The sequence below is a fragment of the Ottowia thiooxydans genome (assembly GCF_040548795.1).
GTDB classification, from domain to species: Bacteria; Pseudomonadota; Gammaproteobacteria; order Burkholderiales; family Burkholderiaceae_C; genus Ottowia; species Ottowia thiooxydans_A.
The window spans coordinates 59,538-76,516 of sequence record NZ_JBEPSH010000011.1 but is presented as its reverse complement, the minus strand read 5'-3'; the positions used below and the strand labels follow the sequence as shown (position 1 = coordinate 76,516).

General features: G+C 58.8%; 15 protein-coding genes. 5 read left to right on the top strand and 10 right to left on the bottom strand.

All coding sequences use genetic code 11. The features are described from left to right. Positions 1 to 16: 16 nt before the first annotated feature. The 4 genes from ABIE13_RS23685 to ABIE13_RS23670 form a co-directional block, all read right to left on the bottom strand. Positions 17 to 1,138: an ABC transporter substrate-binding protein gene (locus ABIE13_RS23685; protein ID WP_354448098.1), complete on the bottom strand. Its 1,122-nt coding sequence runs from the start codon at positions 1,136 to 1,138 to the stop codon at positions 17 to 19. Positions 1,139 to 1,392: 254 nt separating this feature from the next. Continuing rightward, positions 1,393 to 2,583: a M20 aminoacylase family protein gene (locus ABIE13_RS23680; protein ID WP_354448096.1), complete on the bottom strand. Its 1,191-nt coding sequence runs from the start codon at positions 2,581 to 2,583 to the stop codon at positions 1,393 to 1,395. A 98-nt stretch (positions 2,584 to 2,681) separates the two neighbouring features. After that, complete coding sequence (locus tag ABIE13_RS23675; protein WP_354448094.1) at positions 2,682 to 3,671, bottom strand: Bug family tripartite tricarboxylate transporter substrate binding protein; 990 nt, start codon at positions 3,669 to 3,671, stop codon at positions 2,682 to 2,684. 222 nt (positions 3,672 to 3,893) lie between these two features. After that, positions 3,894 to 4,631 (bottom strand): sulfurtransferase, encoded by a 738-nt coding sequence (locus ABIE13_RS23670; protein WP_354448092.1) that lies wholly within the window; start codon positions 4,629 to 4,631, stop codon positions 3,894 to 3,896. A 199-nt stretch (positions 4,632 to 4,830) separates the two neighbouring features. On the opposite strand from ABIE13_RS23670, the gene dusA reads away from it, so the two are divergent. After that, on the top strand, positions 4,831 to 5,883 hold the full coding sequence (dusA, locus tag ABIE13_RS23665; protein ID WP_354448090.1) for a tRNA dihydrouridine(20/20a) synthase DusA: 1,053 nt from the start codon (positions 4,831 to 4,833) through the stop codon (positions 5,881 to 5,883). Between the two features lie 61 nt (positions 5,884 to 5,944). Here the strand turns inward: dusA and ABIE13_RS23660 are convergent, their stop codons facing one another. Beyond that, the gene (locus tag ABIE13_RS23660; protein WP_354448088.1) at positions 5,945 to 7,144 is read right to left on the bottom strand and encodes a hypothetical protein; all 1,200 of its coding nucleotides are present in this window, start codon (positions 7,142 to 7,144) and stop codon (positions 5,945 to 5,947) included. A gap of 188 nt (positions 7,145 to 7,332) precedes the next feature. On the opposite strand from ABIE13_RS23660, the gene ABIE13_RS23655 reads away from it, so the two are divergent. Next, positions 7,333 to 7,767, top strand: coding sequence for a hypothetical protein (locus ABIE13_RS23655; RefSeq protein WP_354448086.1), 435 nt, complete (start codon positions 7,333 to 7,335; stop codon positions 7,765 to 7,767). Between the two features lie 224 nt (positions 7,768 to 7,991). On the opposite strand, the gene ABIE13_RS23650 is transcribed toward ABIE13_RS23655, so the two are convergent. Further along, the gene (locus ABIE13_RS23650) at positions 7,992 to 9,860 is read right to left on the bottom strand and encodes a glutamine--tRNA ligase/YqeY domain fusion protein (RefSeq protein ID WP_354448084.1); all 1,869 of its coding nucleotides are present in this window, start codon (positions 9,858 to 9,860) and stop codon (positions 7,992 to 7,994) included. 284 nt (positions 9,861 to 10,144) lie between these two features. On the opposite strand from ABIE13_RS23650, the gene ABIE13_RS23645 reads away from it, so the two are divergent. Continuing rightward, a complete protein-coding gene (locus tag ABIE13_RS23645) occupies positions 10,145 to 10,546 on the top strand; it encodes a hypothetical protein (protein ID WP_354448082.1) in 402 nt (133 codons plus the stop codon). Positions 10,547 to 10,724: 178 nt separating this feature from the next. On the opposite strand, the gene ABIE13_RS23640 is transcribed toward ABIE13_RS23645, so the two are convergent. The 4 genes from ABIE13_RS23640 to ABIE13_RS23625 are packed head-to-tail and all read right to left on the bottom strand — an operon-like array spanning position 10,725 to position 14,010. Further along, positions 10,725 to 11,567: a LytR/AlgR family response regulator transcription factor gene (locus tag ABIE13_RS23640; RefSeq protein ID WP_354448080.1), complete on the bottom strand. Its 843-nt coding sequence runs from the start codon at positions 11,565 to 11,567 to the stop codon at positions 10,725 to 10,727. Beyond that, the gene (locus ABIE13_RS23635) at positions 11,564 to 12,664 is read right to left on the bottom strand and encodes a sensor histidine kinase (RefSeq protein WP_354448078.1); all 1,101 of its coding nucleotides are present in this window, start codon (positions 12,662 to 12,664) and stop codon (positions 11,564 to 11,566) included. Before ABIE13_RS23635 ends, ABIE13_RS23640 begins: the two co-directional genes overlap by 4 nt. Positions 12,665 to 12,700: 36 nt before the next feature. Beyond that, positions 12,701 to 13,390: a glutathione S-transferase gene (locus tag ABIE13_RS23630; RefSeq protein WP_354448077.1), complete on the bottom strand. Its 690-nt coding sequence runs from the start codon at positions 13,388 to 13,390 to the stop codon at positions 12,701 to 12,703. A 59-nt stretch (positions 13,391 to 13,449) separates the two neighbouring features. Next, complete coding sequence (locus tag ABIE13_RS23625) at positions 13,450 to 14,010, bottom strand: DUF6622 family protein (protein WP_354448075.1); 561 nt, start codon at positions 14,008 to 14,010, stop codon at positions 13,450 to 13,452. 245 nt (positions 14,011 to 14,255) lie between these two features. Here ABIE13_RS23625 and ABIE13_RS23620 point away from each other — a divergent pair, with 245 nt between their 5' ends. Together ABIE13_RS23620 and ABIE13_RS23615 are read left to right on the top strand one after the other, a co-directional pair. After that, entirely contained in the window at positions 14,256 to 15,080 is an 825-nt protein-coding gene (locus tag ABIE13_RS23620; RefSeq protein WP_354448073.1) for an undecaprenyl-diphosphate phosphatase, read from the top strand. A gap of 386 nt (positions 15,081 to 15,466) precedes the next feature. Beyond that, a complete protein-coding gene (locus tag ABIE13_RS23615) occupies positions 15,467 to 16,969 on the top strand; it encodes an efflux RND transporter periplasmic adaptor subunit (protein WP_354448071.1) in 1,503 nt (500 codons plus the stop codon). Positions 16,970 to 16,979 lie beyond the last annotated feature (10 nt).

The following is a 16,979-nucleotide window of genomic DNA, read 5'->3' as shown; positions in this document are numbered from 1 at the left end:
AGGGAACCGGGAACGCTCAGTTCAGGACGTGGAACGCGCCACCACGAACGACGAGGAACGTCGGGGCCTTTTTCACGTTACCGTTTTCGAACTTGGACACACCGGTCACGCCCTGATAGGCAGGGCCGTTGGCCAGCTCGTCGCGTACGGCCTGGCCGGTCAGTGGCTTGCCAGACTGGACCACCCGGCGAATGGCCGCGACGCCGACCCCGGCGGCGTCGTAGGCCAGGGCCGCGAACTGGTCGGGCGACTTGTTGTACTTAGCGGTGTATGCATCCACGAAGGCCTTCTTCGACGGATCGCTTGGTGAGAATATGCTGTGGACCACCACTCCTTCGGCGGCCTTGCCCGCCAGTTCGATGAACTTGGGCGAGGTCAACGGAATGCCTCCTCCGACGGGGATATGGACGCCCGCTTGGCGCAGTTGCTGGATGAAGATCGAAGCTTCCTGGTAGGGTAGCGCCAAAAAGACGCCATCGGGATTGGCCGCTTTGATTTTGCTGATCAACGGACGGAAGTCTTTAGAGCCTGGAATGACCGCTTCGGTCAGCAGCACTTTTCCTCCGTCCTTTTCGATGGACGCCGACGTCGCCTTCACGGTAAACACACCCCAGTCGTCCTGGGAGTACGGGATGACGATGCGATTGGCTTTCAGCTTTTTGTGGATGGTGTCAGCGTTGTACTGGGCCAGGATGTCGTCGGTGTTGTTCTGGCGGAACTGGTACGGGCTCTGACGGCTGAAATCGGGGTGCGATGAGGTCGGGCTTATCTGTGGAATCTTCGCCTCGGTGAAGATGGGTGCGGCAGCAAGCGATGCCGTGGTGGACCACGAACCGATGGCCAGCACCACACCAGGGGACGAGGCGATCTTGCGGGCGACGGTGGCCGCTTCCTGGGGAGAATTGCGGTCGTCCTCGATCAGCAGTTTGATGGGGCGTCCGTTGATGCCGCCGTCAGCGTTGAGTTTATCGATGTAGAGCTCGACGGCGTTCTTGAAGCTCGCGCCGTACTCGGCGAAGTTGCCCGAGAGGTGGGAGAAGAATCCAACTGGAATGGGCTCGGCTGCAAAGGCCGAGGCCGAGGCCGCCGTGGCCAGCGCGGCCACCATCGTGCGAACGGGGGGCAGGTGAAAAACCATAGCGAGTCATGCCTTTCGAGACGTTTTTTGAGTCAGGTAAGGTATGAATTCTCGTTAATTCATCGATAAAACCTCAACGAACAATTGTTGATATTCATAGTCGGTTTGCATATATGGTGTGCGCCAAAGCGACCAGCCTGCAAGACGAACTACTCGAGAAGGGGCAGCTCCTCGGCAGCATTGTGAGGAGCTCGGCGGTCCCAGAAAAATACCATTCAGGGCGCAGCTTCCTTAGGCGTTCTTTACGGGGAGACTCAGGCCTTTTCCAACCAGCGCTGCACCAACCGCACAAAGAAACTAGCCCCAAGCGGGAGCAGGTCGTCATTGAAGTCGTAGCTGGTGTTGTGCACCACACATGGCCCCGCTCCGTGCCCTGGATCGCGGTGATCGCCCTCGCCGTTACCAATGAAGGCGTAGCAACCGGGGACGGCTTCAAGCATGAAGGAAAAGTCTTCGGCCGCCATGATCGGTGTTTGCGTGATGACCTGGGAAGCAGGCAACATCTCTGACAGGACCTGACGGGCGACGGCGGTCTCTGCCTCGTGATTGACGGTGGAGGGGTAGTTGCGCCGAAACTCAAAATCACATGCCGCGCCAAACATGGCACCCGCATGTTCCGTGATCTCGCGCATGCGACGCTCGATCAGGTCCAGGGTCTCTGCGGTGTAGGCCCGCACCGAGCCCTGGATTTCGCAGGTGTCCGGAATCACGTTGGGCACATCGCCCGCGTGAATCATCGTGACCGACACCACGGCTGTTTCCAGAGGCTTTTTGCTGCGCGTGATGATGGTCTGAAGTGCAGGCAGGATCTGGCTGGCAACGGCAATAGGGTCCACAGACAGCTGGGGCATGGCAGCATGGCCGCCCTTGCCGCGCACGGTGATCCTGAATTCGTTATTGGAAGCCAGCACGGGCCCCGGCGAGGCTGCTATGGTTCCAACCGGAATGCCTGGCATGTTGTGCATGCCAAATACAGCATCCATGGGAAAAAGTTCAAACAAGCCGTCGCGCATCATCTCGCGTGCCCCACCCCCGTGTTCCTCGGCCGGCTGAAATATGAGATAGACAGTGCCGTCGAAATCGCGGTGCTGTGCCAGGTACTGCGCCGCACCCAGCAGCATGGTCGTGTGGCCATCATGTCCGCAGGCGTGCATTTTGCCGGGGTGCTGGCTGGCATGCTCGAACTGATTGGACTCCTGCATGGGCAGCGCGTCCATGTCGGCACGCAGTCCGATGGCGCGCGTGGAGCTGCCATGTTTGAGGATGCCCACGACCCCCGTTTTGCCCAGACCACGGTGAATTGGAATGCCCCACTGCGTCAACAGGCCTGCCACCAGATCCGACGTGCGCGTCTCTTCAAATGCCAGCTCAGGGTGAGCGTGAATGTCACGCCTGACCGTGCGCAAATACGCGGCCTGGCTCACGATGTCGTCAATCAATTTCATATGGCTTGTAAAAATCCCTGTGGGTTTCAATCAGGTTCTTGATTCAGGCTCAGCTGGGTGTATGAATTCCGTGCGTGCGGAATTCGTTCACTGCCTGCTCAGTTGGCCTTGAGATCGAGGTTCTTCAGTATGGGTGTCCACAGCGCCTTGTCCTGTGCAATGCGCTCTGCGAATGCTGCGGGTGATGCATGGTAGGGCAGGGAACCTTGCGCCTCTATGACTTTTTGAACCGCTGGATCTTGCAAGATCACAGCGATTTCCCGGTTAAGCCTATCTACCACTGCAGTGGGAACCCCCTTGTTGGTGACCACACCCAGCCAGACAGCGCCCTCAAATCCTTTGTAGCCTTTATCAGCGAAAGTGGGAACCCCCGTGAAGCTTGGGCTTTTGACGCTCGGGCTCACTGCCAACACGCGAAGCCTGCCGTCCTTGACCATGGGCTCCACCAGAGAAGTGCCAGCCAGATAGATCTGCGTATCGCCTGCGGTCACGGATGTCAAAGCATCAGGGCCGGTCTTGAAAGGAATGTGTTCGATCCTGGTTCCGGATTGCTCCTTGAACAATTCAAACAGTACATGAGGCGGACTGCCGTTGGATGACGAAGCGTAGTTGAGCTTTCCGGGTTGGTTTTTGGCCAATGCCACCAGTTGCTCGAGTGTCTGCGCAGGCACCTTGGGATTTACTGCCAGAGCCATGGGAATCACGGCCAGCGGGCTCACCGGAAGCAACTCGTCCGGGTCATAGGTCAGTTTGGAAAACACAAAGGGATTCCACACCGCATGGGCATTGGTGATGATGGCCAGCGTATGACCATCCGCGGGGCTGGCTTTGAGCGTCTGCAGCGCCACCATGCCGCCAGCCCCGGGCTTGTTCTCCACGACCACGGCTTGTCCCAGGCTTTGACGCAGGCGGTCGGCCAGAGGGCGAGCAAAGTTATCAGGCAAGCTGCCGGCACCACCATTGACGAGAATGGTGACGGATTTGCTGGGAAACGCGTCAGCGGCAGAAACCGCCGAAGCACAGAAGGAGAGTGCCAGGGAAAGTGCGCGCAGGCGAGCGCTACCAAATAGCCAGTGAATCGAGCTCATCTTGCTTCCTTGCAGCTTAACGTTGCTGAAAAAAAATGGCTGGTGCTGCTCGAATCGAATGCAGCCTTGGCTAGGGGGCGGTCTGTTGAAGTCTAGCGCGTTTTGAGGCAGCCATTGCGGCCACCTATACCGGTTCTGCCGGTGCTGCCATTGCAGCAGCCGTTGTGTAGCCAGGTTCTACGTCGAAGTATCGAAGCAACAACGATAGAAAAACCCCCGTCTTCACGAGGGGGTTGTTTTCAAGTCCTGGCCCAGCGTCCTGCGTTCGTCGAATACGAAGCAATCGCCCTGGAAATGAGCTCCGTCGGTTTCCTCGAAGTACTTGAGTATGCCGCCTTCAAGTTGGAAGACATGCTCCAGTCCTGCTTCCTGCATCAGGATGGCCGCCTTTTCGCAGCGGATGCCCCCGGTGCAAAAGCTCACGACGGTTTTGCCTTGCAAGTCGGCTTTGTGAGCCTGCAAAGCGGCCGGGAATTCGGTGAACTTGGTAATTCGCCAGTCGATGGCGCCCTCGAAAGTGCCATGATCGACTTCAAAGTCATTGCGGGTGTCCAGGGTCACGACCGGGCGGCCATGGTCATCTGCGCCCTGTTCCAGCCAGCGCCGCACGGTGGCGGGCGTGACCGCAGGGGCACGCCCATTGGCGGGACGGATGGTGGGATGGTTCATACGGATGATCTCACCCTTGACCTTCACCAGCATCTTGCGAAACGGTTGGGTGGCTGACCAGCTTTCCTTGGGGGTGATGTCGGTAAAGCGAGCGTCCCCGTGAAGTTGCGCCACGAAGCCACGCACCGCCTCGGGCGGCCCGGCCAGGAAAAGATTGATGCCTTCTTCGGCCAGAAGGATGGTGCCCTTGAGGTCTGCTGCCTGCGCACGCTCATGCAGCAGCGAGCGCAGTGCCTCTGCGTCGGGCAACGAGACGAATTTATAGGCGGAAATGTTCAAAATCTGGTTCACCTGGCAATTTTAGGCCTGACTGCGGGCATTTGATGATGTAGACAGACCTAAGGACCTCCGAAACGAAGGCTGTGGCGGCTATGTCCTCGAATAATGCTGTCTTCATGCCGGCATGTTGTAATTCCCGCTCTGTGCTGCCTTGAATTGGAAGCGGCATTTTTGAATTCGAAATACGACGAAACCAGGGAAAATCAGGGCAATGCAGGGGAACGCAACCGCAATCAGCGAAAGTCTGTCTATCGGCGCCAGAGACCAATCCGACCGACATGCCCCTTGGCGCCTGTCTGTTGCGCCCATGCTCGACTGGACTGATAAGCATTGCCGTTACCTCCACAGATTGCTCACCAAGAACACGTTGCTCTACACCGAAATGGTGACCACCGGCGGCTTGCTTCATGGAGCAGAGCGGCGCCATTTGCGCATGGACGAGTGCGAGCATCCCGTGGCCCTCCAATTGGGGGGAAGCGATGCCGCAGATCTGGCTCAATGCGCGCGCATCGGCGCCCGCTGGGGGTATGACGAGATCAACCTGAACTGCGGATGTCCCAGTGAACGCGTTCAACGCGGTGCGTTTGGCGCCTGCTTGATGGCAGAACCGCAGTTAGTGGCTGATGGCGTCAAGGCCATGGTGGATGCCGTGGATATCCCCGTCACCGTGAAGCACCGCATTGGTATTGACCGCGAAGAAAGCTATGACTTCGTGCGCGATTTTGTCGGCACGGTGAGCCTGGCAGGCTGCAGAGTGTTTATTGTGCATGCGCGCAATGCGTGGCTCAAAGGGCTGAGCCCCAAGGAAAATCGGGAGATTCCACCGCTGCGGTATGAACTGGTCTACAGGCTCAAACGAGATTTTCCGGACTTGACCATTGTGCTCAACGGAGGGGTGACTACCAACGAGCAGATAGCTGAGCATCTTCTGCATGTGGACGGAGTCATGGTGGGGCGCGAAGCCTACCACCACCCCTGGATCATGAGCGACTGGGATGCGCGCTTCTTCGGAAACTCTGCCTGTGGCCTTTCGCAGGACGAAGTGGAAGCTGAGATGGTGGCCTATATGGTGCGTGACGCGGCGGAGGACGGTACCCCTTGGTCCGCCATTGCGCGCCACATGCTTGGAATGCACCACGGCCGCCGAGGCGCACGCTTATGGCGCCAGGTTTGGAGCGACCATAAACTGAAAACCGAGTCTCCACTCAAGGTATGGGAGTTGGCTCGCTCGCACCTGCAGGTGGACGCGCAGCTTGCAGCCTAGGAGCCTGGAGGCTCCCTGGAGCCCTGCGACGGGGATGCGGTGGCGCTCGGGCCCCCACCTGCTACTGAACGGTCACGATATTGTCTTCGGACTCCACAGGCGTTGAGTATTGCGCCTGACGTTCCGCTTCATGAAGGACATCCAGCACCTTGGAGCTGGTGGCGGCAGTTTCAACCACCCCGATTCCAATTTCCGGATGGAAGGTGTGGGTCTGCGCATCTGGCCCAAGGACCTGCATGGCTTGGGGCAAGAGTGTGCGCAGGCGCGGTAGGACGGAACTGGAGCGCTCCCTGTGCCGGTCTGTGTCCTGAACGATGATGAAGCAGCGGGGGTGGTAGATACCCACCACACAGCGAAACCCCACGATACGACGAATCCGGGCGGCCATCACAGGGAGAATCTGAGAGTCTGCACCGCGCTCCACGGTGTCAGCCAGTTCATACAGATTGCTGAGGTAGACGCAAATGACGGTAGATCTATTTTGCTTGCGTCCGGCCAGCCAGAGCGTGTGTTCCACCTTGGACACCAGGCTGGCTCCACTGGGCAGTCCAGTGATGGGTTCCACCGTCGGGTCAAGTCTGGCCAACTGCGACAAACGCCGGTTCTCGTGATTGCGCAGGCTGACAAGGATGGACGTCAACAGAAAATAGGCCAGCGTTGAGGCAGCGGTGAATGCCCAGACTCCCAGCCCCAGAGGAACATCCAAGGCCCGAAGATACAAGCCGGACGTCATGAAAAAAAGTATGACGCAGGCAATGGCCATCCAACCAGCAAGGGGGTCGCCCAGAACCGAGGCGCGCAGGGTGACGCCAATGCCCAGAACCACTGCCATCAAGTTCAGCACGGCTGCGGTTGCGAGCACTTGGGAGTATTGTTGGTCGGGCATCAAGGCGGCTGAGCCTGCCAGGGCCAGCCCAGCCAGGAGCATGGCGCGCGATCCCCAAAGCAGAAGGTGGTGCACGACTTTGTCCTCGCGGCTGCCGCCCATCCAGAGGTTCAGATAAGAAAGCGTCAGGGCCGCAGAAAGCGGGCCCACCGAAACCTTCGCAACTCGCCAGGCGAGTGTATTGAGGTGTGGGAACAGCGTTTCAGGGAGTCCGCATACCAATATCACCGAAACGCCAATCGCCAATACGAACATCACGTTTCTCAGCGTGCCGGGGCTCCGGCGATCGGAGAGGAACAGGCTCAAAGTCAGCGTGAAAAGTGTAAACACCCCACCAGCCAGCGCGGACCAAAGCGCGATTTCAGATAACGACATGCGTGGATTGTGAAGGCAGAACTGGAATGTGAGGAAAAAAGTTGCACTAATTTCCTTGGCGTTATCGCTGAGAAGTAAGAAAGTTTTATCTAGTAAAGCCGCAGGCGGTATCCCGCGTCACCGTCCTACAGAGGTGTTGCAGGAAACGAGGAAGAATAAACAAAAAACCAACAGGAACGGAGTTTCTTATGAATGCTTTTGCTGTCCCCAGCAGTCACCTCTCGATGGGAGCCTATTATCCGAAAGGCCACCTCTTTGCCATGTTCGCTGACACCAAAGCGGCCGAGGCGGCCGCTTTAAAGGTCAATGAGGTGGAAGGCGTGGGGGCCGTTGCAGTCGCCACTCCGCAGGCCATCATCGCGGCTTTTTCAGAGCGCGCGGCAGAGGTAGGAGGGATGCCCTCAGTAGGCCGAGAAGATCAGTTCATGGCTCGTTATGTGGAACTGGCGCAATCCGGAAAAGCGGGCTTGCTCATCGAAGTGGCGGATGCGACACCAGAGGGGTTGAGTCAGACGCTCCTGGCATGCGGCGCCTGGCTTGCTTATTACTATCGGGCATTGATTATTGAAGAGTTGGTTGAGCTTACTCTTCGCACAGAGGGGGCTGCCGCAGGAAAGCTTTGAGGAGGCTTTCAAGCCTTCGCTGCAATTGCAATACTTTCGAACTTCCAAACGTCCAAACTTCCGCACTTGGGCAGTTTTTCAAGGATTATCCAGCCTCCGGTCGCAGAGGCTGGATAATCAATGTCCATTCGGCGTGGTCCACGCCCTGGTTAATAAGATCAATCCTTCATAGTGCCAAATCATCTTCTTGAATCGGCATCTTGTAAGTGACGGCCCAAGACGCTCTACTTGTTGGCCCAGGAGTCTTTTAGTCCAGTGATGCGATTGAACACCAGCCGGCCCTGCCCATTTTGTTCTGAGGAATGATCATGCCGATCCGCCACGAAAAAGCCGTGGCGTTCAAACTGGAAGTGATCCTCGGGTGCAGCATTGATCAGATCAGGCTCCACCATGGCTTGCACAATCGTCAAGCTGCCGGGATTGAGTACTGACAGAAAATCGCGCCCACCCGCATCGGGCTGTTCTTCGGTGAAGAGACGGTCATACAGGCGTACTTCTGCAGATTTGCCATCGGCCACACCTACCCAGGTAATGACACCCTTGACCTTCACGCTGTCGGCCCCGGGGGTACCTGATTTGGTGTCGGCAATGATCTTGGCAAGCACTGTTTCAATGTTGCCGGCAGCATCCTTGGTGGCGCCCGTGCACTCTATGACGTAGCCGTATTTCAACCTGACCTTGTTACCCGGAAACAGCCTGAAAAAGCCTTTCGGAGGCGTTTCTTCATAGTCTGTGCGCTCAATCCAGACCTCTTTTCCGAGCTTGAAGCTGCGTTGGCCCATTTCAGGGTGATGGGGATGCCGTGGCGCGACGCAAGGCTCCAGATGCTCATCGCTGCCGAAGACTTCCGACCAGTTTTCCAGGACCAGCTTGATGGGCTCCAGCACTGCCATGGCTCTGACGGCCTTGGGATCGACCGCTTCCCGCAAGGCAGCGTCCAGGGCCGCATAGTCGGTCCATGCGCCGCCGGTCTTGGTAACGCCGCTGCGCTCGGCAAACAGCTTCAGTGATTCAGGCGTGTAGCCTCGGCGACGCAGGCCTGCCAATGTAGGCATCCGTGGATCATCCCAGCCGGACACATGGTTTTCCTCCACCAGTTGACGCAGCTTTCTTTTGCTGGTGATGACATGGCCCACGTTGAGCCGTCCGAACTCATACTGCCTGGGCGGGGGCGCTGTCAGCAGACCGCCTTCGGCAAGGCGCTCTAAAAGCCAGTCGTAGAACGGGCGCTGGTCCTCAAATTCCAGCGTACAAATGCTGTGCGTGATCTGTTCCAGCGCATCTTCCAGAGGGTGCGCGAAGGTGTACATGGGGTAGATGCACCACTTGTCGCCTGTGTTGTGGTGGGTGGCCCTGCGGATACGGTAGATGGTGGGATCGCGCATATTGATATTGGGCGAAGCCATGTCAATCTTGGCGCGCAGCACCATGGAGCCATCTGCGTGCTTGCCATCGCGCATTTCGCGCAAGATGCGCAGGTTGTCGGCAGGGGTCCGGTCACGGAACGGGCTGTTGGTGCCGGGCGTGCCGAAATCGCCGCGATTAGCGCGCATCTGTTCCGGCGTTTGTTCGTCTACGTAGGCGTAGCCGGATTCGGTCAGGTATTCGGCAGCCCGATACATGAAATCGAAATAATTGCTGGCGAAATACTCGTGGGGCTGCTCTGTGCCCGGCTGTTGCGGCTGATCAGCCAATAGCGTGTCGTAGCCTAGCCATTTCACAGCTTCGCGGATGCTGTCGACATATTCCTGTTCTTCTTTTTCAGGGTTGGTGTCGTCAAAGCGCAGGTGGCACACGCCGCCATATTGCTCGGCCAGACTGAAATTGAGCCAGATGCTTTTGGCATGGCCGATGTGCAGGTAGCCATTGGGCTCAGGCGGGAATCGGGTGCGGATTTTGGCAGGGTCAGAAATGCCGGCTGCGTGATGGGGTCCATCACCTGGGGCGCCGCCCCACCGGCGGCCAGCATAAGCGCCGTTTTCAAGGTCGGCCTCAATGATATGGCGCAGGAAGTTGCTTGGCTTTGGAGCGTCGGGCGTTTTGGCCGATTTGGCCGCGTTGCCGGTTTTCGCCGGTTCGGAAGGAGAAGACATAGCTGAATTCTAGGGGGACAAATGCTTTATCGATTTGCGCAGCCTCTTTTCAGAGGCGCAGGTCTGGCATTGGAGCCGCTGGGCAGGAGCAGGGCCGGCTCCCTGTGGCATTTTTGGTGTTACCGCTTGACACGGCTTTCACCTAATGGATGTGCTCTGTATCGGGTCTTGAACGTTTAATAAATACAAGCTTGCCGTTTGTCTGGAGTTTGTCCGGGCATTGCGTCTTACCGTCACGAGCTTTTTTGTGTAGTTCCTACACGGCCTTTTTAGGAGAATTTGATATGAACCCAGTTCAGTCAGGCCCCGCAACCGCTTTCAAGCGCTTCATCGCCCTCGGTCTGGTCGGCGCCGCAGCTTTGGGCTTCAGTGCTGCAGCCCAGGCGCGCGGCGATGTTCACTGGTCCGTCGGGATTGGCAGCCCAGGCATTTCAGTGGGAGTGGGCTCAGGCGTCGGGTATTACCCACCGCAGCCCGTGTATATGCCACCACCGGTCGTGTACAGGGCTCCGCCACCTGTCTATGTAGCACCTCCTGTCTATTATCAGCCTCCGCCAAGGGTTGTATATCAGCCTGCTCCGGTCTACTATGTGCCTGCCGGGCCGCGAGGGCACCACAAACATGACTGGCGCGCCAGACATGGCCGAGGTCATGGCCACGGACACGGCCATGGGCATTGGCGCTGAAGTCCGGTTGTATCGCCTATTTGCGCTTAGTTGAGCCGAATAACGATTTCTCCAAGGTGACCACCCTTAGGCCCGCTCGCAAGAGTGGGCTTTTTTCTGCTGACCAGGGCGGGCCGGCGTTGATGAACCCATGCAGGCCCGTGCAGACGGCGTCACTCAAGCATTACGCCTGATTGATCTACATCGGCTTGAAGAGGTGGCTGTAAAGCCGGCTGACGGGCAAACGATCTGAATGCTTGTGCAGCGTGATCAGGTACTTGCCGGTTTCGTCTCGCTGTACGGAATCAATCGCCCCGGCCCGTACCAGCGTTCCCCGATGAACTTGCCAGAACTCCTCAGGGTCCAACTGCGCAAGCAAGTCTTTCAGCGGTGTGCGGATCAGGTGCTCGCCACCTTCCGTGATGACGCGGACATACTTGTCTGCTGCCTGTAAATACAAAACGTCCGACAAAGGTACCAGTCGAATCACGTTGCTGGCTGCGGCGCTGCTGACTTGCAACTGGCGCAGCCGCGCAATGGGTGTGGGCGCAGGGGGCTGAAGTGCGTTCATCATCAGAGCCAGTTGGTGGGCTGTGGTTTGAAGAGAATCGTCGGCGGTCGCGGCACTACCAGCCGGCTCTGACGCCCGGTCGATGGCCAGACATAGCTTTTCCACCGTCTTGATCAATCGGGCAGGTTGCACCGGTTTCAGGATGTAGTCCAGTGCATTGGCTTCAAACGCTTGAACGGCATACTGATCGTAGGCGGTCACGAACACCAGTGCCGGAAAAGGCTTGCTGGAGGTGTCCCATGCGTCGGTGAGCTCGGCAGCGGCGTCCAGGCCGCTCAGACCGGGCATCCGGATGTCAAAAAAGAGAACGTCCGGTTTTAATTCGAGTGCTCGGTCGACTGCGCTGGCACCGTCGCCCACCACAGCGACAATGCGCAGATCGGGCCAGGCTTTGACGAGTTCAGCTTCAAGAGCTGCAGCCAGCAGGGGTTCATCCTCCGCGATGAGAGCCGTGGGTTGCCGGGCTTTCATAGGCTGGCACCTTTCAGGGGGAGGCGGATGAGCACGGTGGTGCCTGCGCCTGGATTCGATCGAACAATGCAGACGCCGCTGACCCCGTACGCAGTGGCGACACGCTGACGCACTTGAGACAAGCCGAAGCCGGTTGCTGAACCCTTTGCAGAACTGCCTGAACTGGTATGTTCCTGGGCAGGGGCCAAAGGTGTCGCTTCAAATCCAACGCCGGTATCCGAGACTTCGAGTTCCAATACCTCCGCGCCCTCTCGCCGGGCCCTGACTGTGATGAGGCCGCCAGCCACTTTAGGCTCCAGCCCATGCTTGATGGCGTTTTCAACCAGGGGTTGCAGGATGAGAGGAGGTACCAGGACCCCGCGCAGGTCCTCGGGCAGTTCGATGGAGCACTTCAGACGCGCACCCATGCGGATAGACATCAACTCCAGATAGTCACGCAGCCGGTCAAACTCGGATGCCAGTGGATGCGTGGTTGATCGAGACGCACTGAGGGTCGCGCGCAAGTAGTCGTTGATTCGATCGACCATGAGTTGTGCGGCTGCTGGGTCGATGGCTATCAAGGCGCGCAGGTTGGCCAGCGTATTGAACAGCATGTGCGGCTCAAGCTGAGCCTGGAGCAACTTGAGCTGCGCCTCGGTGGCGTCTCTCTCGGCGGCATTTTTGTCTGCCATGAGATTGGCGGCCTTGCCACGCAAGTGGAAGTAGAAAGTCGCTGCGGCGCCCGCGACCACGGTCACGACCAAACCAATCTGGTCGTCGCGTGTGCTGCGCAGACTGCTTGTCCCGAAGAGGAAATTTCCCAGCGCAGTGCCAAAGTAGAACCCGCAGCCTATTCCGATGCCCGCCAGGCCAAGGCCTCTCCAGCCTTTGGGCCACCCATGACCGCCATTGGCGGAGCGATGGCAGTGGCGTTCATCGATGAAGTAGCGGCCGAACTCGATGACGCCCCACGTGATCAAGCCTACGCACAAGGCATTGCCCACTTGAACCCAATACAGGCTGTTGGGCCAGATCGTGGTGGTGAGCACCGCCACGATGCAACAGAACGCCACGACCTGTAGCAGGTGGCGCAACGTGGCAGACCAGTCAATGCGCATGGGGAGTTTCGATCGAGCAACTCAGTCGTGTGCTTTTCAGCTAAGTGGGGCGCTGGGACCCCCACGTTGGACCGCTCGCTGGTACGCCGGACGAGCGTGGATACGCTTGAGCCATTCGGTCAGGCGTGGATAGCTGGAGTCAAGCCCAGCGCGTGCTTGAGCCGCTTCCAGAGGGAAGCTCATCTGTATGTCCGCGGCAGTGAACTCGGCACCAGCGAACCAGTCGCGCTCTGCCAATTCGCTTTCCATGAAGCCCAGATGTGTTTTCAACTGGGGAGAAATGAACCCGCTCATGGTTTTGCCGACAATGCCTTTGGCAATGGGTTTGGCAAAAAATGGCATGCGGGCGTTGGCGATTCGGTCAAAAATGAGCTTGAGCAGAAGCGGCGGCATGGCAGAGCCCTCGGCGTAGTGAAGCCAATACCTGTAGCGGAGCGCTTCTGGCGTCCCAGGGGTGGGGCTCAACCGCCCATTGCCGTATTGCTCGTTCAGCGTCTCGATGATGGCGCCAGACTCAGCGAGCGTCATGCCGTCTACGCAGACCACGGGAGATTTCCCTAGCGGGTGGATTTTCTTGAGTTCGGGCGGTGCCAGCATGGTCTGTGGGTGGCGACGATAGAGGACCAGGTCATACGGCAGTTCCAGTTCCTCCAACAGCCACAGAATGCGCTGCGAGCGCGATTGCTCCAGGTGGTGGACGATGATGGGGGTGGTGGGAGTGTTCATGAGGTGCATTTTGCGCGTCTCGGCGACGCATTCTCGATATTTCCGGTACTGGGCCGATCTCAGGCCAGGTTCACCAGGGAAGACCTTGGGCGGTTTGCAAGGCGCAGCACGCGAAGCGAACGGGCGGCGAACATGCCTGAAAGCGCTCCGTACAGGGCAGCCACGGTGAATTCGAAGCCAGCATGCCTGGCCAGCGCTGGTTCCATGGAAAGTTGCACGCCTATGACGTACTTCATGAGAAAGACCATCATGATCAGCACAAGAGGAATCCAGCTGCCGGGCATATGAAAACTGCGCGTGGCGGCCCGGTAGGTTGTGCCCTGCGGTGCTTTCATGTTCCAACTTGCGGCGATCACTCCGGCATAACACGCAGCCCAGACGGCCAGCACCTCTGCCAGACGGCCTCCGGCGCCGAATGCCGAGTGGACGCCCCACAGGGCGAGGCCACCCATGGCCACCGGCATCAAAGCCAGGCGCCAGATGTGGACGTCGCGGGGCCGGCTGGCGGAATATCCCAACCAAGCCAGTCCTGCCAGAAGCCCGCCTACCCAGGCGGGGGTATGACCAATGATGGTGGAAATCTCTTCGGGGTGGGCGATCAGCAGGTCGGTCAACAGCATGGAAACTCCTGAAAGTAGGGTGTCGATGGCATGACTGTGCCGGGCAGAGCGAAGCCCTGCCAGCCTCTTGCGACGAAATGCAGCCTGTTGGCGCGGAATGCCGCATCCGAGGAGCGAGCGGGACGGGCACAGCAAGCCGTTGACGACCACTGAAACAATCGGGGGGTGCACGCGCCATCACGCCTGGCGGACGTAGAATCCGCGCCCGAAGCCGCGAATCGAGCTATTGCAGAAAAAGGACTCTCTTGGACACCGTTTTACTTCTTAAGGCAGCCATCATGGGCATCGTAGAGGGACTGACGGAGTTCCTGCCCATATCTTCCACGGGCCACCTCATCCTGGCTGGAAGCCTCCTGGGGTTCACAGGTACCAAGGCTCAGGTCTTTGAGATTGCGATCCAAACCGGCGCCATCCTGGCGGTCATCATCGTCTATTGGCAGAAGATCATGGAGACGGCCGTGGCTTTGCCCACCAGCCGCAGTGCGCAGCGCTTCGTGGTCAATGTTTTGATAGCCTTTTTACCGGCAGTGGTTTTAGGCCTGCTGGCTGGGAAAGTCATCAAGGCGCACCTGTTCACGCCCCTTGTTGTGGCCACTACCTTCATTTTGGGCGCCTTCGTGATCTTCTGGGCTGAGCGGCGCCCGCAAAGTGCCGCGCGTATCCACACCGTGGAGGACATGAGCGCATGGGATGCGCTCAAGGTTGGCCTGGTGCAATGCCTGGCGATGATCCCGGGGACCAGTCGCTCCGGTGCCACCATCATCGGTGGCATGCTGCTTGGGCTGTCTCGCAAGGCGGCAACGGACTTTTCGTTTTTCCTCGCCATGCCTACCTTGATCGGTGCCGGCGTCTATTCGCTCTACAAGGAGCGTGCAATCCTGTCGACAGCGGATATTCCATTGTTTGGGGTTGGGCTTGTGTTCTCCTTTATCAGTGCCTGGATCTGCGTTCGGTGGCTTCTACGTTACATTTCGAATCATAGTTTTGTGCCCTTCGCCTGGTATAGGCTGGCGTTTGGGGTCATCGTTCTGGTGACCTGGCTTACGGGCACGGTGGTCTGGCAGGAGTAAGGCATGGAAGAAGCAGTGCGGTAAGGGTGGTGTTCGCTCTGGCGGTGGCCCATGAGGCGGGCAGCACGCTCCGAGTTGCCCGGTGGCGGTTACACGACTAGAAACAATGCTGTTCATTTAAGAACACAAATACCCGTTCGGGCTGAGCTTGTCGAAGCCGGGTGCGACGCTTCGACAGGCTCAGCGCGAACGGACTGGGTTTAACTGAACAGCTTGCGACTAGAGACGCAGCCCAGAGGCTCGTCAGCGCTGCAGGTTAAATCTCCACTTTGAGCCCTGGTATGTTCAGCTTTACAAATCTTAAGATGGCCGACACTGAGCGTCCTTGGTGAGACGCTACGATTTCCAAGCCCAAACGCCAGGTTAATCCCACTTCATTTCAGACCATGCAAGCTACGCCGCCTGATACTTCTGCTGCAGCTACGGCCGTTCAGGCCCAGCCCCGGCGCCGCTGGCTGAGCTGGGTCGTGGGGCTCTTGCTAATGGCTTTGCTAGTGGGAAGCGCCTGGTGGCTCGTACAGCGATCCAAGGCGCCAGCACCTGCCCCAGGCAGGGTCAGTGGCGGGCCACCCCCGGGGGCGGGCGCCGGCAGGCTGGCCGTGACCGTGGGTTCGGCCAGCGCGCACCGGGGCGAGCTTCCCATTTACATAGAAGCTCTAGGAACCGTGACCCCCGTGGTCACGGTGGCTCTCAAACCCCAGGTGTCGGGCGTGCTGACAGAAGTCCGGTTCACCGAAGGGCAGGGCGTCAAGAAGGGCGACATCCTGGCGGTCATTGATCCTCGTCCGTTTGAACAATCGCTGGCGCAGACACAGGGCCAGCGTGCACGCGATGAAGCTCAGCTGGCTGCAGCTCGTGTCACTTTGCAGCGCTATCAGACGCTCTGGGCTCAAGACTCCATTGCCAGACAGGAAGTAGATACCCAGGCGGCGCTTGTCAAACAACTTGAAGGCACGGTTCAGAGCGATCGCGCTGCCGAGGATGCGGCCAAATTGAATGTCTCCTATGCCCGCATTGCATCGCCCATCACGGGGCGAGTGGGTCTGCGCGCAGTGGACCCCGGCAACATGATGCAGGCAGGGAGCACCACCATTGCCACGCTGACTCAAATGGCTCCCATAGACGTCCAGTTTGCAGTTCCGCAGGATCGGGTGCCGGATGTGTTGGCGGCTCAGCGAACGGGCCAACTGCCTGTGGTGGCATTGGACCGCACGCGCTCCAGGGTAATTGAGCGCGGGAGTTTCTCCACGCTTGATAACGTGGTAGACACCACCACTGGCACGGTCAGGGCCAAGGCACGTTTTGCCAACGCAGACAGTGAGCTTTTCCCATCGCAGTTCGTCAATATCCAGCTTCGGTTGGGCGTGGCTTCTGGCGTCCTCGTACCTGTGACCGCAGTACGCACAGGACCCAAGGGTGACTACGTTTATGTGATCGACAGTGAGCGTGTGGCTCACATGCAAAGCGTCAAGAGAGGGCTGGCGACCACGGACCAGATTCAGATCGTCTCTGGCCTGAATGGCGGAGAGTTGGTCGTGACCGAAGGCGGTGATGCCGTCAAGGACGGCGCTCGTGTGCAACTGGCTGGAGATCGGCCCGCTGGTGCTGCGCCCGGAGCTGGGGCCACTAACCGGCGAGCTCGCGGTGCGTCGGCCCCAGGCCCTTCAGCCAGTCAGGCATCGGCGGCTGCCAGCCGTCCAGCAGCTGGTGCCATTGAAGCACGGAGTGCTGCCACACCAGCCTCGGCTGCGAGCTCGCCAGAGTGGGCCAGTCGTTTGTCGCCTGAGACACGGCAGAAACTCATGGCCATGTCCCCAGACGAACGGCGCGCTTACCTGGAGCAGATGCGTGAGCGTCGTGCCCAGGGCCAGGGGCCACGCAGAGAATAAGCCAGCGCGT